Source organism: Limnothrix sp. PR1529, assembly GCF_002742025.1.
In the GTDB taxonomy this organism is placed as follows: domain Bacteria; phylum Cyanobacteriota; class Cyanobacteriia; order CACIAM-69d; family CACIAM-69d; genus CACIAM-69d.
Genome location: NZ_LIRO01000033.1, coordinates 1 through 22,331 on the forward strand (window position 1 = coordinate 1; position 22,331 = coordinate 22,331).

General features: G+C 56.7%; 20 protein-coding genes and 1 pseudogene. 10 read left to right on the top strand and 11 right to left on the bottom strand.

Features of this window, described 5'->3' with window-relative positions:
- The 5 genes and pseudogenes from AMR42_RS04980 to AMR42_RS05000 form a co-directional block, all read right to left on the bottom strand.
- Nucleotides 1-356, bottom strand: a pseudogene (locus AMR42_RS04980) (hypothetical protein); the annotation flags it as partial.
- Between the two features lie 166 nt (nucleotides 357-522).
- On the bottom strand, nucleotides 523-1,302 hold the full coding sequence (gene pstB / locus AMR42_RS04985) for a phosphate ABC transporter ATP-binding protein PstB (protein WP_099532364.1): 780 nt from the start codon (nucleotides 1,300-1,302) through the stop codon (nucleotides 523-525).
- A 17-nt stretch (nucleotides 1,303-1,319) separates the two neighbouring features.
- A complete protein-coding gene (gene pstA / locus AMR42_RS04990; protein ID WP_099532365.1) occupies nucleotides 1,320-2,261 on the bottom strand; it encodes a phosphate ABC transporter permease PstA in 942 nt (313 codons plus the stop codon).
- Complete coding sequence (pstC, locus tag AMR42_RS04995) at nucleotides 2,261-3,187, bottom strand: phosphate ABC transporter permease subunit PstC (RefSeq protein WP_099532366.1); 927 nt, start codon at nucleotides 3,185-3,187, stop codon at nucleotides 2,261-2,263. The genes pstA and pstC overlap by 1 nt, the downstream gene beginning before the upstream one ends.
- Before the next feature lie 174 nt (nucleotides 3,188-3,361).
- The gene (locus AMR42_RS05000; RefSeq protein ID WP_099532367.1) at nucleotides 3,362-4,339 is read right to left on the bottom strand and encodes a PstS family phosphate ABC transporter substrate-binding protein; all 978 of its coding nucleotides are present in this window, start codon (nucleotides 4,337-4,339) and stop codon (nucleotides 3,362-3,364) included.
- 1,305 nt (nucleotides 4,340-5,644) lie between these two features.
- On the opposite strand from AMR42_RS05000, the gene AMR42_RS05005 reads away from it, so the two are divergent.
- The 3 genes from AMR42_RS05005 to AMR42_RS05015 all read left to right on the top strand — a co-directional run bounded on the left by AMR42_RS05005 (nucleotide 5,645) and on the right by AMR42_RS05015 (nucleotide 7,531).
- Nucleotides 5,645-6,391 (top strand): MotA/TolQ/ExbB proton channel family protein, encoded by a 747-nt coding sequence (locus tag AMR42_RS05005; protein ID WP_099532381.1) that lies wholly within the window; start codon nucleotides 5,645-5,647, stop codon nucleotides 6,389-6,391.
- A 29-nt stretch (nucleotides 6,392-6,420) separates the two neighbouring features.
- On the top strand, nucleotides 6,421-6,831 hold the full coding sequence (locus tag AMR42_RS05010) for a biopolymer transporter ExbD (RefSeq protein WP_099532368.1): 411 nt from the start codon (nucleotides 6,421-6,423) through the stop codon (nucleotides 6,829-6,831).
- 64 nt (nucleotides 6,832-6,895) lie between these two features.
- Nucleotides 6,896-7,531 (top strand): biopolymer transporter ExbD, encoded by a 636-nt coding sequence (locus tag AMR42_RS05015; RefSeq protein WP_143472943.1) that lies wholly within the window; start codon nucleotides 6,896-6,898, stop codon nucleotides 7,529-7,531.
- 12 nt (nucleotides 7,532-7,543) lie between these two features.
- On the opposite strand, the gene AMR42_RS05020 is transcribed toward AMR42_RS05015, so the two are convergent.
- Nucleotides 7,544-9,124 (bottom strand): NAD(P)/FAD-dependent oxidoreductase, encoded by a 1,581-nt coding sequence (locus AMR42_RS05020; protein ID WP_199858091.1) that lies wholly within the window; start codon nucleotides 9,122-9,124, stop codon nucleotides 7,544-7,546.
- A 156-nt stretch (nucleotides 9,125-9,280) separates the two neighbouring features.
- On the opposite strand from AMR42_RS05020, the gene AMR42_RS05025 reads away from it, so the two are divergent.
- Nucleotides 9,281-10,921: a Ppx/GppA phosphatase family protein gene (locus tag AMR42_RS05025; RefSeq protein WP_234406629.1), complete on the top strand. Its 1,641-nt coding sequence runs from the start codon at nucleotides 9,281-9,283 to the stop codon at nucleotides 10,919-10,921.
- Nucleotides 10,922-11,031: 110 nt separating this feature from the next.
- Here the strand turns inward: AMR42_RS05025 and AMR42_RS05030 are convergent, their stop codons facing one another.
- The 5 genes from AMR42_RS05030 to psb27 form a co-directional block, all read right to left on the bottom strand.
- Nucleotides 11,032-11,775: an FHA domain-containing protein gene (locus AMR42_RS05030; protein WP_099532371.1), complete on the bottom strand. Its 744-nt coding sequence runs from the start codon at nucleotides 11,773-11,775 to the stop codon at nucleotides 11,032-11,034.
- Between the two features lie 312 nt (nucleotides 11,776-12,087).
- Nucleotides 12,088-12,480, bottom strand: coding sequence for a DUF1815 family protein (locus tag AMR42_RS05035; protein ID WP_099532372.1), 393 nt, complete (start codon nucleotides 12,478-12,480; stop codon nucleotides 12,088-12,090).
- Between the two features lie 816 nt (nucleotides 12,481-13,296).
- Entirely contained in the window at nucleotides 13,297-13,512 is a 216-nt protein-coding gene (locus tag AMR42_RS05040; protein WP_099532373.1) for a DUF2839 domain-containing protein, read from the bottom strand.
- Nucleotides 13,513-13,747: 235 nt separating this feature from the next.
- The gene (locus AMR42_RS05045; RefSeq protein WP_099532374.1) at nucleotides 13,748-15,325 is read right to left on the bottom strand and encodes a helicase; all 1,578 of its coding nucleotides are present in this window, start codon (nucleotides 15,323-15,325) and stop codon (nucleotides 13,748-13,750) included.
- Between the two features lie 174 nt (nucleotides 15,326-15,499).
- On the bottom strand, nucleotides 15,500-15,904 hold the full coding sequence (gene psb27 / locus AMR42_RS05050; RefSeq protein WP_099532375.1) for a photosystem II protein Psb27: 405 nt from the start codon (nucleotides 15,902-15,904) through the stop codon (nucleotides 15,500-15,502).
- A 407-nt stretch (nucleotides 15,905-16,311) separates the two neighbouring features.
- Here psb27 and bioB point away from each other — a divergent pair, with 407 nt between their 5' ends.
- The 6 genes from bioB to AMR42_RS05080 all read left to right on the top strand — a co-directional run bounded on the left by bioB (nucleotide 16,312) and on the right by AMR42_RS05080 (nucleotide 22,237).
- On the top strand, nucleotides 16,312-17,370 hold the full coding sequence (gene bioB, locus AMR42_RS05055) for a biotin synthase BioB (protein WP_368670717.1): 1,059 nt from the start codon (nucleotides 16,312-16,314) through the stop codon (nucleotides 17,368-17,370).
- Nucleotides 17,371-17,507: 137 nt separating this feature from the next.
- On the top strand, nucleotides 17,508-18,065 hold the full coding sequence (locus AMR42_RS05060; protein ID WP_199291359.1) for a biotin transporter BioY: 558 nt from the start codon (nucleotides 17,508-17,510) through the stop codon (nucleotides 18,063-18,065).
- Nucleotides 18,066-18,159: 94 nt separating this feature from the next.
- Nucleotides 18,160-18,669 (top strand): signal peptidase II, encoded by a 510-nt coding sequence (lspA, locus tag AMR42_RS05065; protein ID WP_099532383.1) that lies wholly within the window; start codon nucleotides 18,160-18,162, stop codon nucleotides 18,667-18,669.
- Nucleotides 18,670-18,842: 173 nt separating this feature from the next.
- Nucleotides 18,843-19,661, top strand: a complete 819-nt coding sequence (locus AMR42_RS05070; RefSeq protein ID WP_158234367.1) for a thioredoxin domain-containing protein — start codon at nucleotides 18,843-18,845, stop codon at nucleotides 19,659-19,661.
- Nucleotides 19,662-21,425: an N-acetylmuramoyl-L-alanine amidase gene (locus tag AMR42_RS05075; protein WP_234406626.1), complete on the top strand. Its 1,764-nt coding sequence runs from the start codon at nucleotides 19,662-19,664 to the stop codon at nucleotides 21,423-21,425.
- Between the two features lie 125 nt (nucleotides 21,426-21,550).
- Nucleotides 21,551-22,237, top strand: a complete 687-nt coding sequence (locus AMR42_RS05080; RefSeq protein WP_099532379.1) for a TetR/AcrR family transcriptional regulator — start codon at nucleotides 21,551-21,553, stop codon at nucleotides 22,235-22,237.
- Nucleotides 22,238-22,331: the final 94 nt, after the last annotated feature.

The following is a 22,331-nucleotide window of genomic DNA, read 5'->3' on the forward strand; positions in this document are numbered from 1 at the left end:
GGCTGGGGTTTGGGTTTGGGCGGCGTGGCTACCAACGCGGGCGATCGCCTGGGGGGCGTGGCTTTGGGCTTTTGGGGCTTCGGTTTTGGGGGCTTGGGCTTGGCGTTTTTGGGTTTTTGAGGCTTCGGTTTTGGGGGGGCGGCGCTCAATTGGGAAACCTTAATCACTTCCTTGGGGGGCTGTTTTTCGGTTTCAGTGCGATCGGGTGTGGGCAACATCAACACCGCCACATGCAACCCGATCGCCACAAACAGCAATGGCCGATTGCACAGGTTCAGCAAATAGGGAATCGATCGCTGAATCTGTTTCCACTGGTTGGCAGCCCAGGGTAGGGAGTCAAGTTTAAAGTTCAGCATTGGTGAAGAACCCATGGGAGGCGATCGTCCAAGTGAGTAATGGCAACCGGTCTAAATAGCAATCAAAGTCAAAGCCAAAATCAAAATCAAAGCCGAAATCAAAGCCAAAATCAAAAGCAACGCCAATTAACAGTTCAGCAACGAATTCTAAAAATCTCAAAATTCTTTAGCCAACACTGCCCGATAAATAGGATTGGGTCAGTGGATCTTGTGGTTCAGCAAACAGCTTCGTCGTTTTTTGAAATTCCACAAGTTTTCCCAAATACATAAAAGCGGCATAGTCTGAAAATCGCGCCGCCTGCTGCAAACTGTGGGTCACAATCAAGATCGTGACTTGGGCTTTCAGTTGCCGCATTAATTCTTCAATATGGGCCGTGGACATTGGATCCAACGCAGAGGTTGGCTCGTCAAATAACACTAAATCGGGGTTAGTTACGAGGGCACGAGCAATGCAAAGGCGTTGTTGTTGACCACCGGAAAGATTAAAAGCCGGCTCTTTTAGGCGATCTTTCACCTCATGCCAAAGGGCGGCAGATTTGAGGGCCGCTTCCACCTTTTCATCCAAGTCCGATCGCTGAGTACGACCCTGAACCCGTAAACCATAGGCTACATTTTCATAAACTGATTTTGGGAAAGGATTCGGTTTCTGAAAAACCATCCCAATGCGCATCCGCACCTCGATCGGGTCAATGGTGGGACTGAGAATATTGTGTCGTTGATCTAAGAGAATTTCGCCCCGATAGCGATTGTTAGGATATAGATCATGCATTCGGTTAAAACACCGCAGCAAGGTTGTTTTGCCGCACCCCGAAGGCCCCATGAGGGCCGTAATTTGCCGATCGGGAATCGCAAGGTTGATATCTTTTAGCACCTGGGACTGGCCGTAGTAGAAATCAAGCGATCGCACTTCGGCTTTAATGGGAAATTGGCTATCAAGTCGCTGCATAGTCTGTGAACTGCTGGTTACCATTTGATTCCTTGACGCAGACGATAGCGGAGATAAATTGCAAGGCCATTCATCAGCAAAGTCATGGTCATTAACACTGTGCCTGCCGCTGCCGCGTTGACCTGAAATTCAGGATTGGGCCGAGAAACCCAATTGAACATTTGAATTGGCATCACGGTGAAGGGAGAATTCAACCATTCCCAGGACACAAAAGGTGGCTTGCCTTGAAAAGGAGACTCGGGCAAAAAGGCAATGAAGGTTAAAGCACCAATTGTGATCAAACTGGAGGTTTCACCAATCGCCCGCGACAAACCAATGATGGTTCCCGTCAAAATGCCCCCGATCGAGTAGGGCAAAACATGATGCCAAATCACTTGCCATTGGGTGGCTCCCACCGCATAGGCTGCCTCGCGAATCATTTGCGGAATCGATCGCAAGGACTCTCGCGTGGTCACAATTACGATCGGCAAAATCAACAGCGCCAGCGTGCAACCAGCCGTTAAAACACTGCGCCCAAACTTGAATTCATAAACAAACACACCCAGGGCCAAAAGTCCATAAATAATGGAAGGAACTCCAGCCAAGTTGGTGACGTTTATCTCAATCAATTCTGACAGCCAATTTTTACGAGCATATTCTTCCAAATAAATACCCGCTGCTACCCCGATCGGCACTGCCACAATGGCAGTCACCGAAATCACTAACAAACTGCCAACCCAAGCGGCTAAAATACCGGCGCGTTCTGGGCGGCGGCTGGCAAAAGCCGTGAAAAATTCCCAGGTACTGAGCCTTGGCCAGCCACTCATGGCCATATGAATAATCAAGGCTGCCAGGGTGAACAATGCCACCATAATTGCCACCAAACCCATCACCATAAAGCCCAGATTCAGCAGCTTACGTTGATGGAGTTGGTGACCCAGTTGGGGTGTAATGAGGTCTGAAAACTTGGCAGCTAACATCAGTAACGCTCGCGATAACGTTTTGTCAGTAAGTGACCAATAATGTTCAGGACAAGGGTTAAAAGAACCAGCGTTAATCCTGCGGCAAAAATGGTTTGATATTGCAAAGTGCCGTGGGGCAAATCGCCCATGCTGACCTGCACAATGTAGGCCGTGATGGTGGCAGCTTGCTCAAAGGGATTGAAGGTGAGGGTGGGTTGCAACCCCGCCGCGATCGTCACGATCATCGTTTCCCCCAAGGCGCGGGATGTGCCCAAAATATAGGCGGACATAATCCCGGAGATAGCCGACGGAAACACTACTTTCAACGCCGTTTGTAGCTTGGTTGCCCCCATGGCATAGGATCCCTCGCGCAGGGTATTGGGCACGGCTTGCATGGCATCTTCACTGATGGAACTCACCAGCGGAATAATGGCTAATCCCATGACTGCGCCCGCGCTGATCATGTTGAAACCGGGGAGCCAAGGAAGCACCTGTTGCAATAGGGGCGTGACCACCAAGAGGGCAAAGTAGCCATAAACAACGCTGGGCACACCGGCTAATAATTCCAGCAGTGGTTTTAGAATTTCGCGCACCGTGGCGGGTGCAAATTCACTGGAATAAATGGCGATCGCAGTGCCGAAGGGAATGGCAATGAGCAAGGCCACAAAGGTGGTCGTTAAGGTTCCGGACAGCAACGGCCAAATGCCATATTTGGGATCGCCAAACAGCGGTGTCCAGCGGGTTTCGGTAATGAATTCCCAAAGGGAAACTTGCTGAAAAAACTGTAGGGATTCACCCACCAAAACGTAAAGAATGCCGAGCAGGGTGGCGATCGAAGAGAGGGCCGCCAGCAACAGCAACAGTTCGATCGCCCGTTCAGTCCAGCGCTGTCGATCGCGCGATCGCCGCCAAGGGTTGAGGGGAGTTGAATCTCGCAAAGCCATAGGTCTTGATATCAAAGGAGCAAGCGATCGACCCCATCGGCAGACCGCTTGCCCCAGTTCATTCGGTTTGATTCGCTCAAGCACTGGGCCACCGTCGCGATCGACCCATAATCCCCAGTGGAGTTCGATCGATGCGCAGTTGCCCAGAGCCGCCTGCTATCTGGGCGATCGAGCCTACAGGCCCGCCCGTAGCGGCTTGCGGCCCACTTCCCGTTGGCTCAAGCGTTGGGTTGCCGCTTGGTAGTCCGCATCCGGCAGCGGCACGTAGTCCACTTCCCGCACCAGACGAGTCGCATTCTTCAGGTAAAACTCCGAAAACTCGCGCACCTCAGCGCGATCGAGCGCCGACTTCTTCACATAGATGTAGATGGGGCGCGACAGCGGCGTATAGGTTCCATCATTCACCGCCCCCACCGTCGGCATCACAGCGCCCTTGCCCGAGTCAATGGCCACCGCCTTCACGCGGCTCTTGTTCAGGTCATAGTAGGCGAAGCCGAAATAGCCCAAGGCGTTTTGATCGCGCGAAACGCCTTGCACCAAAACGTTGTCATCTTCGCTGGGCGTGTAGTCCGTGCGGCTCTTGTTGTCCTTGCCCAAAATCACTTCATTGAAGTAGTCAAACGTGCCCGAATCTGCACCGGGGCCAAACAGCGTGAACTTCACATCCGGCCAGCCGGGACGAACTTGGCTCCACTTCGTAATTTTTCCTTCCGCAGCCCCTTCCCACATGGCCTTCAATTCTGCGGTGGTCATGCTGGCGGCCCAAGTGTTGCGGGGGTTCACCACCACCGTCAGCGCATCGTAGGCAACTGGCAGCTCCACGTACTCAATTCCCTTGGCGGCGCAAGCCTGTTGCTCGCTTTCCTTAATCGGCCGCGATGCGTTGCTGATATCCAATTCACCGTTGCAGAACTTCTTGAAACCACCGCCGGTTCCCGAGATCCCAACCGTCACCCGCACAGCGCCCCGCTTGGAAGCTTGGAACTCTTCGGCCACCGCTTCCGTAATGGGGAACACCGTGCTCGACCCATCAATGGCGATCGTGTTGTTCTGGGACTGAGCGGCTTGGGTACCCCAGTTCGTAACAAATGCCAGCGCTGCCACTGCTCCGGCCAAAATCGCGCTCCGACGACGCAACTTCGTAGAGATCATAAACACTTCACTCCAGCACAAAGATTGATTACGAACACCAGCAACCCACCCCAAGACCCAGCCCGCAGCCGTCAGTCAATGTTCAAGCTCTGGCCCAAGAGCGAAACCTTAAAACCATTGGCGATTGAAACTGCTAGCTCAGATCTTGGCCGCACTCAATTGGTGCGGAATCGATGCAGTCTTTTGTGTGATGCCAACAGAGCATCGACATTGCCTTGGATTGGCTTACGATTCATTGAAAATTTGCTGGCAATTGCATCACCGACTCAACACTTGTCTGCCTGAAGTGGGTGATCAAAAACAAACAAACTTCAAGAAGCTGTTAAAAAATTCCAACTTAGCAGCCTCATTATTTCGGAAATCGGTTATTGGAAGTCTGCTATTGAATTAAGAATGGGTTAAAGAAAATTTAAGCTCATTCTGGTTCGTCGTGAACTTCTAACAAAGTGACCAAAAATCGTGCAATTTTGCGTCTTACGCAAAAATTTAATTACATTTAAACTTTTCTTAATCTAAGCAAGATTGACTTTAGGCAGGAGCAATCAAAAACAGCTTTGAACGCCTAAATGGATTGATTAAGGTGCTCAATCAGCCCTCATTAGTTCTCAACAGTCACATTTCAAGCTAAAAATCTGCACGACCAAATAGAATCGCCAGCAGAGCGCTTCTAAAGCTTCCATACAGCCCTTACTTCGATTACTAAGCACAGTCGCCCGTAGGGTGGGCACTGCCCACCAAACCGTTGCTTTATGGCATCTGCAATATGGCGTGCCAATAATTCTAGGTAAAGGCTGTATGATTCTTGGAAGGCATTTTAGAAAGTATTTTTAAAAAGCATTCTAGAGAGCATCTTTTCAAAAATTTCTCTTCTAAGAATTACTGAAAAATTGCAAGCCAATTTCAGAATTTAATTTAACTGTGTTGTAAAATCTAGATTAATTCTGGCTCCTTTTACTTTTTATTCTTGCATTAATTTCCTGGTTTTTCTTGCATTGTATTGACGAGTTGATCAGTGAATTGATTGACCTGTGAATCAATGACACGAATGAACTGATAAATAATTGGTATTTTCTGATATTTTGTGATTGATTACGGACTCTGCCATCGCACTGAACCGATCAGGCGAAGGCCGTGAGTTAAGGGTGCGATCGAACCTTGCAGCTACCCGGGGATCGGTTAGGACATCGATCGACTGACCAAATCGACTAACCAATGGGATGCTTGGGGCTAGTAGGGGCAATCGAGCGGGATTAATGGGAATCGGCAACGCTAGGTATCACAACGCTTTTGGGTTTTAGGGCGGCCATGTCTCAGGTTTTTGATTTGCTGGTGAAAGGGGGGCCGGTCATGTGGCCCCTGCTGGGAATGTCGATCGCGACGGTGGCCGTGACCCTGGAGCGGGCAGTGTTTTGGGTGCGGTTAATGGCCCAGGAAGATCGCATTGTCCATGATGTATTGGCGGCGGCAAAGTATAGCCTGGAGGATGCGGCGATCACGGCTCGCGAGGCCCAAACCCTCCCGATCGGGCGATTTTTGTTGGCTCCCTTGGTGTTGAAACAAGCCACCCCGGAAACGTTTAATTTGGCGCTGGAAACGGCCGCCGAACGTGAGTTCGTGAAAATGCGACGGGGCGATAAATTGCTGGAGACGATCGTGGCCGTTGCCCCCCTGCTGGGACTGCTGGGAACGGTGACGGGGCTAATTGCCACCTTCAATAACTTGAACATTGGTGGCGGCGGCGACACCAAGGCCGCCACGGCCGCCGCAGCGGGGATCGGTGAAGCCCTGTTGACCACGGCCTTTGGCATGATTGTGGCGATTATGGCTTTGGTGGTGTTTCGGGTGTTGGTGGTGCTGCAATCTCAGCAAATTGACTATTTCACCGAGGTGGGCAGTCGTTTGGAGCTGATCTATCGCCAGGTTTGGTATGAACCCCTGTTCCCCACGCCAGACTTGCCCAGCGGTGGCGGTCGATCGCCCGGTGGAGAACGGCCAACCCATGGGTTCGACCCCTTGCCCTATGCCGATCGCCCGCCGTCGTTGGTGGATTAGGAGTGGATTAGGACAGGAAACCAGGCCCCATGCGACCCAAGACCCGATCGGCCAATCAGCTCCCAGATGTCAACCTCGTGCCAATGATGGACGTGTTGATGACGGTGCTCACGTTCTTTATTTTGGTGTCGATGACCCTGACCGGGGCACAGATGCCCAACGTGCAGTTGCCCAAGTCCAAAACCTCAGCGGCGGCGACAGTTCCCAAGGATCCGCTGCTGGTGGGGCTAGACCAAAAAAAGCAGATTTTGCTGAATGACAAACCGGTGACCCCGGCGGAACTGGATCAAGCCGTGGCGGACTATTTTGCCAAACAGCCGGATGGGATGGTGGTGTTGAAGGCCGATCGCACCTTGCCGTTTCGATCGATTGAAGAAGTCTTGACGCTCCTGAAAGCTGTGGGGGGCGATCGGGTCGGTCTTTCCTTCGAGCAGGGTTAATCAACCGCCAGGCCGGTTAGTTCTTGTGGCAGTTGCCTGCCGTTGCCTTGTTCCTTTGGCGCTCATGCCCCCCCTCAACCGGAGTGGATTCTCAACCATGCGATCGCGCAATCGACAGACTCACCACAAGCCCCCGGAAGTCAACCTTGTGCCGATGCTGGACGTGTTGATGACGGTGCTCACCTTTTTCATCATTTTGTCCATGGTGTTGGGCAGCCAAAACAGCCTGGAAGTGAACCTGCCCGCCAGCGGTGAGGATGCGCCTGCGGAACCCGACCAGGGGCCGCCGCCACCGCCCTTGTTGATTAAGCTGGATCGCCAGGGACAAACGGTGGTGCTCGATCGCGCCATTCCCAAGGATCAACTCAAGGCGGATATTCAGAACTACCTCAAAAATCCCAAGGGCGTGGTGTTGATTCAGCCCGATCGCAACTTGCCCTACGAAAAGGTGTTGCAGTTGGTCAGTGAGCTGCGGGCCGCCGGCCCCGATCGGGTCACCCTGGCGATTGGGGAAGAATGGGCAGCACCTGCGGAGAATGCCCCGGAAAGCGAAGCCGCATCGAATGCGGAAGCGGCCGCCCCGGCGGAAGATGCCAACAACGATGCCAACAACAACGAAGCCGCCGAGGCAGAAACAGCCCCAGCGGCTTCGGCTCCCGGCCGAGTGCTCTCGGATGTGCCGGACGTAACGAACGATTAGGAGAATCGGCCCCTAACGTCGGGCCCCCAAGAACGAGGGCGTGAGGTTCAGGTTTTCGGGCCCCCAGGCGGGAAACCAATTGGCCAGCAGCCGTTGATAGAGCCAAGCGCCCCCCACCCGCATCATGATCGAGGGATGGAATAGAGCTTGGGGAGAGAGGATCATGTGCTGGATTTTCCAGACAGTTTCATGGATGTCCTTGTGGGCATCGGTGAGATGCAAAACTCGCTCCAGGTAAGCTTGCATCCAGCGCGTAGGGCGATCGGGTCGCGGCCCTTCGGTGGCGGGCCAACGCAGGTCTTCCCCCGTGGCCATCAACCAAGGCAACTGAATCACGCGGGCCAACTCTTGCCGGAACAGGTGGGTAAATTGTCCCCAATCTAAGCCGAGTTCCGATTGGGCCCGATCGAGACAATCACCCAAGGTCACCGCACCGAGTGCGGCCCCGGTCATGCCCTGGCCATAAATTGGGTTGAAGGTGCAAACCGCGTCCCCCAACAGGGCCAGCCCGATCGGGAACGTGGCCAACTGTTCGTAATGTCGCCAGCGGTTAGCCGTGCCCCGATAGAGCTTGATGTCTGAAATCGGTTGCGCCGAGGCGATCGCCCGCGCAATGGCCGGATCCCGCAAGCTGCGAACAAAGGCCAGAAACCCTTCCTCATCGGCCGGGGGATAGTCGCCATTGGTTCCCGAAACCGTCACCACCCAGCGGTTACCCTCCACCGGATAGAGCACCCCGGCGCGGGGTTGGTGGGGCGGCTTGGCCCACAGCAAAATCGATTTCCAGGTGTTTTCCGGATCCTGGGCCACCTGGGCCAAATAGTCGGCGGGCATTTGATACCAACGGCTGGCGTAACCCAACTTGGCATCGATCGTCACTTCCGGAACGGAGCCATAGCCCAACTGTTGCAGCCAGCGGGGCATTTGGGAATTACGTCCCATGGCATCCACCACCAATTGGGCCCCCAAGAGGGTTTCCGTGGCCAAGGTGCTCACCAGGTTTTGGGCAGAGTTCCCTTCTAGGCGCACTCCCGTGACCCGATCGCCCGCCACCACTAGCCCTTGAACCGCAACCCCCGACATAAAAATCACGTTGGGAATGGCCTGTAACCGTCGCCGCACCAAGCTTTCCAGGAGCGATCGGCTGCTGGTGCGGGTCACCAAATCCGATGAAACCCGTGGATTCCAACTGCCGAGGCCCATCATGGCGCAGTCGGCTGTCCAGTTCACTTCCACTGCTCCGGATGTGGCCAAATCATTGGCGAATCCAGGAAAGAGCGATTCCAAGATCTGCTGTCCCCGCGCCAACAGCACATGCACATGGTCAGCCTGGGGCGTGCCAGGGCGGCGATTGCACCAGGTTTCGTCCGGGGTTTCGGGTCGTTCCCAGGGGGTAGGCAGGGGATCCCGTTCCAAAACCAAGACGGTTTGGAAGCGATCGGCCAAAACTCGGGCGGCCAACAGACCCGCCAAACTTCCTCCGAGGACAATGGCGCGATCGGGCTGCGAGTGGGTGGCCGCCGCCTGATCCATCACCGGATTCATCCACAATTGGCTATGGGCTGTAATCGATCGAAGAGTAGACAACAGCATCGGACGCACTCGCAGGGTGTAAAGCAGCGTTGCAATACACTTCGCAAAATCAAGTGCCCAATCCGGAGTTTCTCTGCTGTTCAGCCAATCCACAAACTGGAATGCGCATCTGATCAACTGCGGTATTAAAATCGGCCTAGACCCGCCATGCAAACCATGCAAACCCTGTCTGCTTCGCCTGCCCCGCTCGCTTTTCGATCGAGCCGTCCCGTTGTGGCCGCCATCGACATCGGCACAAACTCCATTCACATGGCGATTGTGCAGGTGGATCCCAGTTTGCCCGCCTTCGACATCATTTCCCGCGAGAAAAGTACGGTGCGGTTGGGTGAGCGCGATCCCAAAACCGGTGATTTGACAGAGGCAGCCATGGATCGGGCGATCGCTGCCCTGCAACGGTGCTATGACCTGGCCCTGAGCCTGCAAGTGGATGAAGTGATTGCCGTGGCCACCAGTGCCGTGCGGGAAGCTCCCAACGGCCGAGACTTTTTGCGACGGGTGGCGCGGGATGTGGGCATGAAGGTGAATGCGATCGCCGGGCCCGAAGAAGCCCGCCGCATTTATCTAGGGGTGTTGTCGGCCATGGAGTTGGATGGCAAGCCCCACGCCATCATCGACATTGGCGGTGGCTCCACGGAGTTGATTTTGGGGGATGGGCGTGAACCCCTTTACCTGAGCAGCACCAAGGTGGGGGCCGTGCGGCTCACCACGGAATTTGTCCGCACCGACCCGATCACGGACATGGACTACGAGGCGCTGCGGGCCTATGCCCGGGGCATGTTGGAGCGGGCGGTGGAAGAATTGCATGGGGAACTGGTCAAACATCCCCTCGCGGATCAACTGACCTTGGTGGGCACGTCGGGCACGGCGGAATGCTTGGCGGCCATCCATGCGGCGGACAGCACGGGCTATGTTCCCTCCCCGTTGCAGGGCTGTGAGTTGCCGTTGGCGGCCTTGCGAGAATGGGTCGATCGACTGCGCCGCATGGACATTGAGGAGCGATCGACCCTGCCGGAAATGAGCGATCGGCGGGCGGAAATTATCCTGGCCGGAGCCGTGGTGTTGCAAGAGGCCATGGATCTGTTGGGAGTCGATCGACTGGTGGTGTGCGAGCGATCGCTCCGGGAAGGCGTAATCGTTGACTGGATGTTGCAGCACCAACTGATTGACGATCGCCTGCGGTTCCAAAGCTCCGTGCGCGAACGCAGCGTTCTGGCGTTGGCCAAAAAATATCAGGTGAACCTGCCTTCCGCCGAGCATGTGGCCGCCATGGCCCTGACCCTGTTTGACCAAACCCAAGGTCTATTGCACAACTGGGATGACAATAGCCGCGAGCTGCTGTGGGCCGCCGCCGTCCTGCACCAATGCGGCCATCACGTGGGCCATGATGCTCACCACAAGCACGCCTATTACCTGATCCGCCACGGGCAACTGCTGGGCTACACGGAAACGGAAATTGAAGTGATTGCCAACCTGGCCCGCTACCACCGCAAGAGCGCTCCCAAAAAACGACATGAGGGCTATCAGGCCCTGGCTGGCAAGCGCTATCGGCAAATGGTGGACGAGCTGAGCGCCATTTTGCGCCTGGCCGCAGCCCTCGATCGCCGTCAAATTCAAGCGGTGCGACGGGTGCAATGCCAGTTTCGGCCCCCCAGTCGCGAATTTCGATTGTTGTTGGAACCGGCCGATCGCCACGATGACTGCGCGATCGAGCGGTGGAGCCTAGACTGTGAATGTCCCATTTTCGAGACCCAATTCAGCGTGGATCTGGTGACGATCATGGAACCCAGCGGTTGCTAGCCTTGGGGCCGCTGCAACCTATCCAACTGACCAACCGACCAACTGACTAATCCAACTGACCAACCGACTAACCAACTAACCGACCAACCGAAAAAACCAACAATAAAACCCTAAAACGCAAATCCCTCGGGATCCGGCAACGGCGGCCCCAAATCATCCTCACCATCCACCGGGGCATTATTCTCGCCGGCCCCTTCGCCGCTGGCCAGCATCGTTTCCTCCGCCGCCAACTTCTCCGCCAACGGCACGGATAACGCATCCTTGTAGCGCAAGCTGGAATCCGTTTCCTCTGGAATCGGCATGGCTTGGAGCTGGGCGATCAAATCGGCCGGGGCCGAATTCACCGTTTGGGAGCTGTAGCAGATAAAGAAATCAAACGAAAAGCCCCCCAACCGCAGTCGATCGCCATCCCGCAACCGGTGGCGACCCCGCACCAGCCGACCGTTAATGAACGAGCCGTTGGTGCTGCCCAGATCCACCAAATAAAAACCCCGGCGCGGAATGTATTGAATCACTGCGTGACGACGGGAAAGACGCTGATCGGGAATCGGCAATGCTGCTTGGGGATCGCGCCCCATCATCCAAATCATTTGGTATTGCAGCAGAGATTGGCTTTTGCCATTAATCAGGTTGGAAATTAGATAGGCCTGCTGACCGCGCACCATGCCCTGGACATAACGGCTGCTGCGGAGGTGTTCACCCACCTGTTGCTGATCCGCATCCAGCAGCTCATCAAAGAAGTCGCGATGGTTGTTGTAAAGCTTTAGAAATAGCTCATAGGCTTGCTCTCGATGCTCGTCAGCATCGATCGGGGGGCGATCGGGAGTGCGAGGATCGACAGCGCGGGGGTTCATAGGGGCAGGATGTTAAAACGCAATCAACCGCGAAGCGCAGAGGTTGAGGTAGACACTTGACACCCTCCTCAGCTTAGGGGCATGAGGATTCCAACGATACACACAACCACCCCCGAGTTGCCACCTGCATTTTGAGCGACCGAGTAATTACTGAGTCATGACTGCGTGCTGACTGGGCGATCGCGCAGGTCAGCCACCGGTCTTGATGGCGCACTGGGGGAAATTGGACTCATCCATGGTGCAACGTTTGCATGGTGCAACGTTGGCAATGTCCCAGCGTACCGGCCACCAAGCGCGGTTTGCTGTTTAACCTTAGCCCACCAACATCTGGGTTGAAGCGTTTGGAGCCGTTGTGCCCATGACGGGGGATTGGGGAACGGAACGATCGGCTAATGGGGAATTTTCAGAAACCTTCAGCAGTTTGGCCAGTTCCTGGAGCTGCCCGATCGCCTCAGCCCCTTCAATTTTCATGAGTTCGCGATCATCGCGCATCTCCGTCCAGGTAATTCCATAATCGGACACCAGGAACCGGATCAGGTGATTATCGCCGAGACTAACCATAAACGATGCGCTGTTCATGCGATCGCCACAGGTATAGCACGAGGCCAAATAGCCCCGGCGTTCTAGAACATTGGCCAAAGCCTGCAGGCTCATGACGAGATCCCTGACAAACTGGCGATGTTGCTCGGCAAGTCTGAGAAACACGGCTTACCCTCGATCTTCTGGTTTCATTGTAGAGGCTGATTACGATTTTTATAGTCTCTTAAGAATTTCAGCAAGCAATCAACGGATTGATTGGTTTCGCTGATTCGATTGATGTGATGCTTGGGGCGATCGCCCTGGGCTGCCCCTTAACAATGGAAGGCGACAAAGGCCCTAGTCTGCCCAATGCTGGGTTTGGGATGGTTATCCCTAGTGCAAGGGCGGCATCGGTGACCTGTAAACTGCTGGCAAGATCCCACTAATCTGTGTCACCAGTCCGTATGAAAGAACACAGTGCTTCGAGTGGTTTCGGGATCAAACTTTGGCCAGCATTGAGCAGATTTTCCTGAAAAATCACTGAAGAAACGCTCATCAATTTCCAAGGATCCTGGAGCTTGGGCCCTTAGAAATTGCCCCTGAAAACCCTGATCCAAACTTTTGGCTACGTTGTTCGGATTGTTACATTGACCGTCCCCGGGGAATGGATGATCGGGATGGCAGGTCAGGGGGTGAATGGCAGTGGATGCGGAACTGCCTGGGGGTTTCTTCGCAACGGATTGGCGCGGATCTTGGCACGGATGTTTTGAGCCAAGGAAGCGCTCAAAGTCCGACATGATGGGGACTATTGCGATCTTCCCATGGTTTGATTCGGATCCGGGGGGATAGGAACAACCGTTGAGAATTCTTAGGATTCGATCGCAACAGGTCACAGGGGGCCGGTTGCCCAATTGAGCAGAGCAGACGCTTCCCAACGATTTCCCAAGGGTATCAATAATGGCGCGATGATGGCGCGATTATTGGATGATCGCCCCACTGATTTTAGTTAACCTGCCACCAACCAAAGGCCGGCCCCACAAATCGAATGGTGAGCCAAGCGGCCAACAGCGTACCGATCCCAATCCAAGCCCCGCGACTGGTGATCTTCACGAACCGATCGGCTTGCTGTTTGGTAATTGGCACGTTGGGCAAAATCGTTTCTTGAGCCTTGCCATAGTCGTCCCCAAGGAGGGATTTGCGGCGTTTGGATTCACCCATTGTTCATCTCCACCCAGTTTTTTTGTAGATAAAGGATATCTGTTAATTAACCCTGAAACGATCGCGAAATGGTTGGGCTGGCAGTTCGATTGGGGAGCAGAGCGATCAAAAATTCGCCCGATCGCCCCCAAGGGAAATGAGCTTAGACGAACATTTCGCAAGAATTCTTCAACTTTGGATTCAGATTTCTAGCCCGTCGGCGCTGCCCTGGGAATTTCTGGAAATTTCTGGAAATTTAAAGCCAACGGGGTTCAAGGTCGTTTATCCGCTCCACGGGATCCAAGGCTGCCAAGACCTGGGAGCCATAGCTGCGGCGCACCACCCGGGTGTCCAGCAGGGCCAACAGTGGGGGCGCATTGGGATCAGGGGTCGATCGCTCCCGTAACGGCGCGATCGACCGTTGCAGATCGCTAAGGGCCGAGGGCAACAGATACCAGCGAAACCAGTCCCGACGCTGGCGCTTGTAGGCGCTGACCCGGGCGGCCACCAGGGGATCTTCGAGGGAGGGAATGGGCAAAGCCGCAATCACCAGCAGGTGGGGAGCGGGCAGCCGATCGCTGTGGTTGCGCCAAAAGTCCCACCCGGTGACCAAAATGCCGTTGTCATCGGGGGCGGTGCGTTCCAGTTGGACGCGGGAGCCAAATTCCGCCGCCAGTTGGGCCGCCAGCCGGCCCTTGAGGGGCACATCCCCCACCAACACCACGGTGAAGCCGGTCGGCCCTTGCCAAGCCAACAGGGCATAGAGCTGCTGAATCAGGGCCGCCTGGAATTGCGGGGTGTTGGGGAGGGGCAACTGCTCGGGTAAATAGAACCCGATCGCCTCTTGCTGTCGATCGGGCGTGAATTTCAAGCAGGTCAGCCGCTGCTCATCGCCGTTGTCCAGCCCCAACCGCGCTTGATATAAGGGAGCTTCCACTTCCAAATCCAGGAAGCTGCCAATCAGGGCGATCGGCTGGGCTTGCCAGAGGGGGCGCAAGATTTCGGCCACGTCGATCGGTTGGCATTGCAGGTGAAACTGCCCCGTTTGGCGATCGGGCTGGGCCAGGATCGGCCATTGCTGGTCTCCGGCCCGATGCAGCAGCGTTCGCCACAGGGGCGGCAGTTGAACCGCCAATAATCGCAATGTTTGCAGCAAGGCCGCCGCTTCCGGCTCATCCAACAGCCAAGCGCCGTAGGGATTGGGGGGATGTTGCAGCAGTCCATGGGCGATCGCCACTTCCAAGTCATGGATGACCTGGGCGCGATCGGGACAGGCCAAACGCCACCGATGCCAATCGGCCGGGCTAATGTCCAGTCGCAGGGTTTCTTGCGTCCAGCGCTCCAGATCATCGGCCCCATCAATCAGGGTGGGCAGGCCGGCCAAGCGCGATCGCTGGCCCGACAGTTCCAGGCGATCAGCCAGCCATTGGCTGGGGGACAAAATCCAGAGACCCGGTTGATCGGCCCGCAAGGTGGCCGCCAGGGCCTGCGCGGCTTCCGAGGGCTGATCCACCAGGCAATGCACCGGAGGCAAGGGGCGATCGCTCTGGGCCAGCCACAACCGCAACCGAGCCAAGTCCACTTCTAAAAGCCGCTGTTGCACCGCCGGGGGAACCACCAACACCACCGCCTGCTCGCAGAGCAGGGCCGGAGCCAGATAGCTGAGGCGATGGCGGCCGGCGGCCACGGCCGTGCCCCCTTGGATCAGGGAACTGCGGCCCGATCGCAAGACCCGCGCCACCAACCGCGCCAGGGTTAGGTGATGCAGCCAGGGGCGATCGCCACAGGCCCGCAAAAACGCGCGTAACTGTTGGTGGACTTCAACTTCCAGCATTCTCAGCTCCCACGACCCAGGGCGGGCATCTTCACCCCCCTAGGATGCAACTAGGGGGTTAATCCACAGAATTTGATTGAGCTAGGCCTTTGATTGAGCTAGGCCAACGAAGGCGACAAAAATGGGGCGATCGAACCGCCCCATGCTCAGTGTATTGAGTGTATCGAAACTTTCCTAAGCGCCTCGATTCAGGGCCGCTTCCACTTGCCGGAACTCAGTTTCCAAACGCTTTTGTAACTTTTCAGGCACGGGGCGGTTGGGATAGGCCGAATAGTGGGCCGCCAGTGAATTCAAAGCCGTGCGCATGGTGGTGTAGGAATTTAGCCCAGCCACGCGGGTATCCCGGCGGTAGTGGGAAGCATAGGAATTGATTTTGGCGCGAGCATCGGCTTGGGCTGCTCGTTTGGCGGGATCGCTATCGGCCATGGTGATGGCATTCCGCAGGCTGCCGACCAAGGCGAGGGTATCAGCTTGGTAGTTGCCGCTGATGCCGTTGGCCGAGTCACCCGCCGCACAGCCCGTTAGGCCGATCGACACCACCATCACCAGCGCCAGTAGCCCAGAGAGAAATCGCTTCATAAAACGTTAAAAACCTGCTAGTGCTTTTAATGCCAAGACTTTGAGCCACGGGCTGAATCGATGGTAGCCATTGCCACAGACCGAGCGCTTGACAAACTAAGCCCTATCCTACCGTGCTGGATGGCCAGCCCGATCACCCCATCAAGGCGATCGCCCCGGAGGGCCAAGGGTGGGCAGTGAATCAACCGTGTACAATTTGGAGTCACCCGTGGCCTGTTTTCCGCCACTCGGGAAGGACATCGGCTGTCCTGTGCTGATGACCAACTCCGAATATGGATCTGGCGCAATGGATCTGGTGGTGGATGGGGCCGTTGGGGGTTCTTTGGGTTTCTTTGTTGGAGGAGTCAGCCGTGGTTCAAGCGCTTCCGTCTTCGGTTCGATCGGCCACCCCTTGGCAGCCGTCTGCTGTGTCTGAGGGTCTCACGGGTGCGGTGCTCGGCCAGTGGTTAGATCAATTGGCCGATCGAGTCATTGCAGGCGAGGCGATCGATCGAGCCACGGCCCTGATCCTGACCCAAATTGATGATCAGGCAGATATTTTGGCCCTTTGTGCCGCGGCCGATCGCGTGCGCCAAGCCCGCTGCGGCAACGTAGTTGACCTGTGCAGCATCGGCAACGTGAAATCCGGTTCCTGCTCGGAAAATTGCTCCTTCTGTGCCCAGTCGGCTCACCACCCCGGTCAGGAGTCCCCGATCTATGGTTTGCGGACTCCCGAGGAAATTTTGGCCCAAGCCAAGGCCGCCGAAGCCGCCGGAGCCAAGCGCTTTTGTCTGGTGAGCCAAGGGCGTGGCCCCAAGTATGGCGGTCGCCAGGAAAGCGAATTTGAACAAATTCTGGAAACGGTACGGCAGATTATTGCGGAAACCAACATCAAGCCCTGCTGCGCCTTGGGTGAAGTGAATGCGGATCAGGCCCAAGCCCTCAAGGAAGCGGGTGTGACGCGCTATAACCACAACCTGGAAGCGTCGGAGGCCTTTTTCCCGAACGTGGCCACCACCCATAGCTGGCAAGACCGCGTTGCCACCATCAAAACCCTGAAAGCGGCGGGTATCCAAGCCTGCACCGGGGGCATTTTGGGCATGGGCGAAACCTGGGCAGACCGGGTGGATTTGGCCCTGGCGCTGCGGGATTTGGAGGTGGAATCGATTCCGCTAAACCTGCTGAATCCCCGAGCTGGCACGCCCATGGGCGATCGCCCCAAGCTGGATCCCTACGAAGCGGCCAAGGCGATCGCCATTTTCCGGATGATTTTGCCTGATCGCATTCTGCGCTATGCGGGTGGCCGAGAAGTGGTGATGGGTGAGCTGCAAGCCCTGGGTCTGAAAGCCGGGTTGAACGCCATGCTGATTGGCCATTACCTGACCACCATGGGCCAACCCCCCGAGAAGGATCATGAAATGTTGACGGAATTGGGCCTGGTGGGTGGCGAAGCGCCCGTCGTCGGCGCAACGGCCGCAACGATTTAAATGATTCAAATGAACGATCGGGTTACGTGAACGATCGGGAGTGCGATCGCCCGGAGGGTGACCCCGGCGGTTGCGCTCCCTTGGGCATGAATGGGGAATTCATAGGGCGTTAATGGGGCGTTAATGGGGCGATCGTCATGCGCCTAGAAACCTTGCTGTGGGCGGCCATCGGGGTCTTACTCTCGATCGCCGCCTCCTTTGTGGAAGTCTTTGTGCCCACGGCTCCTTGGGATTGGCTCCAAGAGGGGGTGCGGGTGGTGTCTTTGGGCACGCGCTACCAAGTGGCGGCATTGTTGCTGGTGGCCTGCTTGGGTGGGGGCACGGCGGCGGCCCTCTCGCAAATTGCCTACCTGCTGTTGGGGTTGGCGGGGTTGCCCATCTTTGAAGGGGGCGGCGGTTGGCAATATATCCAAGAACCCAGCTTTGGCTATCTCTTGGGCTTTGTGCCGGCCGGGTGGCTCTGCGGGCGCTGGGCCTTTTTGGGGCCGCCCAAGGTGGAGCAGTTGGCGATCGGCTGCGCGATCGGGTTGGTGGTGCTCCATGGGGTGGGGCTGTTGTATGCCATGGCCCTGCGAGCCAACGAATTTGAGGCGATCGCCACCACCTACTCCCAAGCGGTCTTGCCGGGGCAACTGGTGGCCGCCTGTGCCGCCGCCACGATCGCTTCAGTTTTTCGACATCTCGTGTTCTACTGAAAGTTGGCGATCCTGCGGGCATCCCATCACCCCCAGAGAACCGCCACCGTTGAATTTTGTGGATAGTCCGGTGCCAGAGTCTCGATCCAAACCGATTCCCGCCTGGGCCAAATCCTGTGGCCGCCTCGTCTCCAAGAATGGCTGGTTTTGGGTGGTGGCCGTTGCCAGCGTCGGGGTCGATCGCATCACCAAAGCCTGGGTCGCCAGCACCTTCGCCCTCACGATTCCGCCCCAGACCATCCCGCTGATCCCCGGTTGGTTTCACTTCACCTACGTGGTCAACTCCGGCGCGGCCTTCAGTCTGTTCCAGGGCAGCGGCTGGCTGCGGTGGCTCTCGTTGGCGGTCAGCGCGGCCCTGATGGCCCTGGCCCTGGGCAGCCCGCGCATGAACCGCTGGGAACAGTGGGGCTATGGGTTCGTGCTGGGGGGCGCATTGGGCAACGGAATCGATCGCTTTGCCCTGGGCCATGTGATTGATTTTCTGGATTTCCGGCTGATTCGGTTCCCGGTGTTTAACCTGGCGGATGTGTCGATTAATGTGGGCATCATTTGTCTGTTGATTGCCATGTTGCAACGACCCGATCGCCCCAACACCGCCGACTAAGGAACTGGCCAATGGCCTCCCCTATCCGTCTTTGCGGGGACAGATCATGGCCCCAGGGCGGCGCTTGGGCTGCTGATTGGGTCACCCTGCCCCCGTCGGGTCGTCTGCGCCGCTGGCCGTTGCTCCGTTTGTTTTTTAATCGCTCTCAGGATCTTTCATTTAGGCTCAGGCCCATGCTCAAGGCATTCCAGACCCTCCAAACCCTTTTTCAAACCCTTGCCCATTGGTTGTTTCGGGCATCCTCCCTGCGCTTTTGGGCCGGAGCCGGAGCCTTAGCCCTGTCCACCACCGTCTTCTTGGTGGCTTGCCAGCCGATCGCCCTGTCCGCTGGGGGCAATGTGGATGCGGACTTTGAAGCCAAAGTGCTGGACGTGATCCGCAAAAATCCGCAAGTGATTTTGGAATCCGTGGCGGACTATAACCAACAGCAGTCCCAAAAGCAGCGGGAATTGCGGCAAAACTTCGCCCGCGATGCCAAATCTGACCCGAAAAAGGTGATTGGCAATTCTCCCACCCTTGGCAAGGGACGGGTGCTGTTGGTGGAGTTTTCCGATTTTCAATGTCCCTACTGCGGTCGGGCCTTGGCTCCCCTGAAGCAGTTCATGGAGGACTATCAAGACCGGGTGATTCTGACCTTTAAGCATTTCCCCCTCACCAGCATCCATCCCCAGGCGGTTCCCGCCGCCCAGGCCGCTTGGGCTGCCCAGCAACAGGGCAAGTTCTGGGAATATCACGATGAACTGTTTGCCAACCAATCGCGCTTGGCCGATGGCTTGTATGGGGAATTGGCTAAGAAGTTGGGATTAGATTTGAACCGATTTGAGCGCGATCGCAACAGCGAGGCGGCCAAAAAAGCCGTGACCGCCGATGCTGAGTTGGCGGAAAGCTTGGGTTTGGAAGGCACTCCCACCTTTTTGATGGCCGGTGAACCGGTGCAGGGTGCGCCCAGTCCTGAGGCGTTCAAGGCCGCCTTTGAGCGGGCCAGCAAGTAAATGAGACCGTGGGAGTTGGGGGGCGCTTCCCGGCTGATGGTGGGGGCGATCGCGCCGTTGCTGTGGGCGGGGGTGGCGATCGCCCAGCCGGCCCCCAGTTCCTCAGAATTACGGTTGGTTTATCCGCCGGAGGGTCATCAAACCGCGAGCGATCGCATCTTTTTTCTAGGCACTGCGCCACCCACCGGTTCGGTCACGATCAATGGCCAAGGGGTGAATCGCAGTGCCTTTGGGCATTTTGCCCCCAGTTTTCCGCTACAGCTTGGCCCCAACCGATTTGAAATCCGCTGGGGCGATCGCACGGAAATTCGCACGATCACCCGCATTGCCAATCAGCCGTTGTTGAGTACGCCCCTGGCCACCCTGGAGCCGATGGTTGATTGGGGCTGGCCGATCGGGGAGCCAATTTGCCTGCGGGTGACGGGGCGGCCCAACTTGACCATTGATGCGCGGGTGGCGGAACGGACGTTTCCGATATTGCCCCGTCCATCCGCTGGATCGCCGTTACCCAACGCCTCAGTCTTGACGGGCAGCGATCCCCCGCCACCATCGTTGACCACCTATGAGGGCTGCTTCACGCCCGATCGCCCCGATGATTGGGGCCAGGTGCGGTTTTACATCGATGGCGAAATGCCCATGACCCCTCGCGGTCGGATCACCGTTTGGCCGCGCGATCGACGCGATCGGGCCCGGGTGACGGTTCCTTGGGGGGTGGCGCGCACGGGCCCGAGCACGAACCACAGCCGCCTCACCCCCTTGCCCCAAGGCAGCCAAGCCACGATCGCCGGCCGCCAGGGCGATTGGTTACGCCTCAGCTATGGGGCTTGGATCCAGGCCAGTGAAGTGGCGATCGAACCCAGCTCCACCCCCCTACAAGCGGTGGTGCAAGGGATTCGGGCCCAAAATCAGGGAACAGCCGTGGAAGTGCAGTTGCCCCTGAGCGAGCCGGTGCCCGTGGAAGTGCGCCAAGAGAATCAAGACTTAGTGCTGACGTTGCATCAGGCGATCGCCCAAACGGACACCCTGTTTTTGCAACGCAACCCGGCCATCAGTCAGCTCACCTGGCAGGTGTTACCGGGAAATCGTCTGGAATATCGGGCCCGACTGGCCACCGCCCAGGCCTGGGGCTGGACTCTGCGCTACGAAGGCAATGTGCTCCATTGGCGAATTAAGCATCCACCCGTGCGATCGGGGGCGGCTCCCCTCTCAGGGATCACGATTTTGTTGGATCCGGGCCATGGGGGCCGGGAGTCGGGCGCGATTAATGCGGCGGGCATTCCCGAAAAGACCCCCAACCTGCAAACCAGCCTGAAACTGCAAGCGGCCTTGGAGCGACGCGGGGCGCGGGTGGTGCTGACCCGATCGACCGATCAAGATTTACCCATTCCTGATCGCCTGGCCCAGATTGCCGAATTGGAACCGACGATCGCCCTCTCGGTGCACTACAACGCCTTGCCCGACGACGGCAACGCCGAAACCACCCAAGGCATCGGCATGTTTTGGTATCACGCCCAAGCCCAGGACTTGGCGCAGTTTTTGCATGACGAGCTGACCCGCCGACTCGATCGCCCGTCCTACGGCGTGTTTTGGGGCAACTTGGCCCTGGCGCGCCCGACGATCGCCCCCTCCGTTTTGATGGAACTGGGCTTTATGAGCCACCCCACCGAATCCGAGTGGATTACCAATCCAGCCGAGCAGGATCGGTTGGCAGAGGCGATCGCCGCGAGCTTAGAAACCTGGTTCGATCGCCTCGCACCGAACTGAACGAAGATCCGTCAGTCATCACTCGTCGTTCATCTCCACGGGCTAGGCGGGTGCGATCGCCCTTGGGGTCTTGACGATGGTTGGGGAATTGTTCAAACTATTAAGTAAGTAAGTGCTTACTTTTTATGCCTCGCCCACCCAAAATCACCAACGAAGCTATCTTGACTGCCGCTCGTCAGGTGTTTTTGGAGCAAGGCGTGAAGGCTTCAACGGTGGAAATTGCCCGGCGTGCTGGTATTTCAGAAGCCTCGGTGTTTAAGCGGTTTCCTACCAAGCAAGCTCTATTTTTAGCCGCCATGGGGGTGACGGAAACGCCCGACTGGGTGAAACGCTTGTCCGATCGCCAGCCCACCGCCAACATCAAAGCCGAGTTGACGGAAATCTGTGGCGAAATGTTGGCGTTCTATCAAGAAGGCCTGCCACGGGTGTTCATGATGATGGCGCAAAAAAAAATGCCTCATCCGCCGCACTCACCCCACTTGCCACCGCCTCCGGTGCGCGATAGCCGTTTGTTGGCCCTGTTTTTGGAGCGGGCCGTGGCGGGGGGCTGGTTGCGGGCGATCGACTCGATGGCGCTGGCTCACCTGCTCGTGGGCAGCATCATCAACTACGTGATTGCCCATGAGCTGCCCCCAATGGTTCAGTCGATGCCCCAGATGCCGCCGTTCACGCAACGGCCCGCAGCGATTCAACCCGAGTCCCAACAACCCGAGGTGAAACCAGAAAGCCGGATTGAACCATCGCAGTTTGTGGCCAGTCTAATCAATATCCTTTGGGCGGGCATCGCACCGGAGAACCCACCAGCGGGCTGAACCCAGAACAGCGATCGCCTTTTAGTCCCCCGATCAACACCTAATCTCAGGCAATAGAAGCATTTTCAAGGCAATTTTTTTTGCTCAATTAATA

What these genes read in the sequence shown, in the direction of transcription:
- pstB (WP_099532364.1), bottom strand. Translation starts at nt 1,302, where the DNA reads ATGCAGCGACTTGATAGCCAATTTCCCATTAAAGCCGAAGTGCGATCG.
- pstA (WP_099532365.1), bottom strand. Translation starts at nt 2,261, where the DNA reads ATGTTAGCTGCCAAGTTTTCAGACCTCATTACACCCCAACTGGGTCAC.
- pstC (WP_099532366.1), bottom strand. Translation starts at nt 3,187, where the DNA reads ATGGCTTTGCGAGATTCAACTCCCCTCAACCCTTGGCGGCGATCGCGC.
- AMR42_RS05000 (WP_099532367.1), bottom strand. Translation starts at nt 4,339, where the DNA reads ATGATCTCTACGAAGTTGCGTCGTCGGAGCGCGATTTTGGCCGGAGCA.
- AMR42_RS05005 (WP_099532381.1), top strand. Translation starts at nt 5,645, where the DNA reads ATGTCTCAGGTTTTTGATTTGCTGGTGAAAGGGGGGCCGGTCATGTGG.
- AMR42_RS05010 (WP_099532368.1), top strand. Translation starts at nt 6,421, where the DNA reads ATGCGACCCAAGACCCGATCGGCCAATCAGCTCCCAGATGTCAACCTC.
- AMR42_RS05015 (WP_143472943.1), top strand. Translation starts at nt 6,896, where the DNA reads ATGCCCCCCCTCAACCGGAGTGGATTCTCAACCATGCGATCGCGCAAT.
- AMR42_RS05020 (WP_199858091.1), bottom strand. Translation starts at nt 9,124, where the DNA reads ATGCTGTTGTCTACTCTTCGATCGATTACAGCCCATAGCCAATTGTGG.
- AMR42_RS05025 (WP_234406629.1), top strand. Translation starts at nt 9,281, where the DNA reads ATGCAAACCCTGTCTGCTTCGCCTGCCCCGCTCGCTTTTCGATCGAGC.
- AMR42_RS05030 (WP_099532371.1), bottom strand. Translation starts at nt 11,775, where the DNA reads ATGAACCCCCGCGCTGTCGATCCTCGCACTCCCGATCGCCCCCCGATC.
- AMR42_RS05040 (WP_099532373.1), bottom strand. Translation starts at nt 13,512, where the DNA reads ATGGGTGAATCCAAACGCCGCAAATCCCTCCTTGGGGACGACTATGGC.
- AMR42_RS05045 (WP_099532374.1), bottom strand. Translation starts at nt 15,325, where the DNA reads ATGCTGGAAGTTGAAGTCCACCAACAGTTACGCGCGTTTTTGCGGGCC.
- psb27 (WP_099532375.1), bottom strand. Translation starts at nt 15,904, where the DNA reads ATGAAGCGATTTCTCTCTGGGCTACTGGCGCTGGTGATGGTGGTGTCG.
- AMR42_RS05060 (WP_199291359.1), top strand. Translation starts at nt 17,508, where the DNA reads ATGCGCCTAGAAACCTTGCTGTGGGCGGCCATCGGGGTCTTACTCTCG.
- AMR42_RS05070 (WP_158234367.1), top strand. Translation starts at nt 18,843, where the DNA reads ATGCTCAAGGCATTCCAGACCCTCCAAACCCTTTTTCAAACCCTTGCC.
- AMR42_RS05075 (WP_234406626.1), top strand. Translation starts at nt 19,662, where the DNA reads ATGAGACCGTGGGAGTTGGGGGGCGCTTCCCGGCTGATGGTGGGGGCG.
- AMR42_RS05080 (WP_099532379.1), top strand. Translation starts at nt 21,551, where the DNA reads ATGCCTCGCCCACCCAAAATCACCAACGAAGCTATCTTGACTGCCGCT.